The sequence below is a fragment of the Neisseria sp. P0001.S005 genome (assembly GCF_051963715.1).
The window spans coordinates 1-338 of record NZ_JBQCTZ010000845.1 but is presented as its reverse complement, the minus strand read 5'-3'; the positions used below and the strand labels follow the sequence as shown (position 1 = coordinate 338).

2 pseudogenes are annotated in these 338 nt (G+C 49.7%); both read left to right on the top strand.

Annotation, left to right across the window (positions count from 1 at the left end):
• Nucleotides 1-108, top strand: a pseudogene (locus ACTHSP_RS23160) (4-hydroxy-tetrahydrodipicolinate synthase); the annotation flags it as partial.
• 81 nt (nucleotides 109-189) lie between these two features.
• Nucleotides 190-338 (top strand): annotated as a pseudogene (locus ACTHSP_RS23155) (outer membrane protein assembly factor BamC); the annotation flags it as partial.

Sequence of the window (338 nt, the reverse complement as noted above, 5' to 3'; positions counted from 1 at the left end):
AGCTTATTGGGCAAATGCGAACCCCATGTTCGTCTGCCTTTGGTAGCACTGACCGAAGCCGGTCAAGCCAAAGTCCGAGCCGCTCTGGAAAAATCAGGACAAATCTGATCCGGAAATAAGGCCGTCTGAATCCCAAACCCCCGTCTCAGACGGCCTCCCTGTTAAGAACTTCATCCACAGGAAAACAAGATGACCTATATCAAACCCATCGTAGTAGCCCTCGCCCTGATTAGCATGACTGCCTGTTCCGGCAGCAAAAAAGAACAACCCAAACTCGACTATCAAAGTCAATCACACCGCTTGGTCAAACTGGAAGTACCACCTGATTTGAACAACCC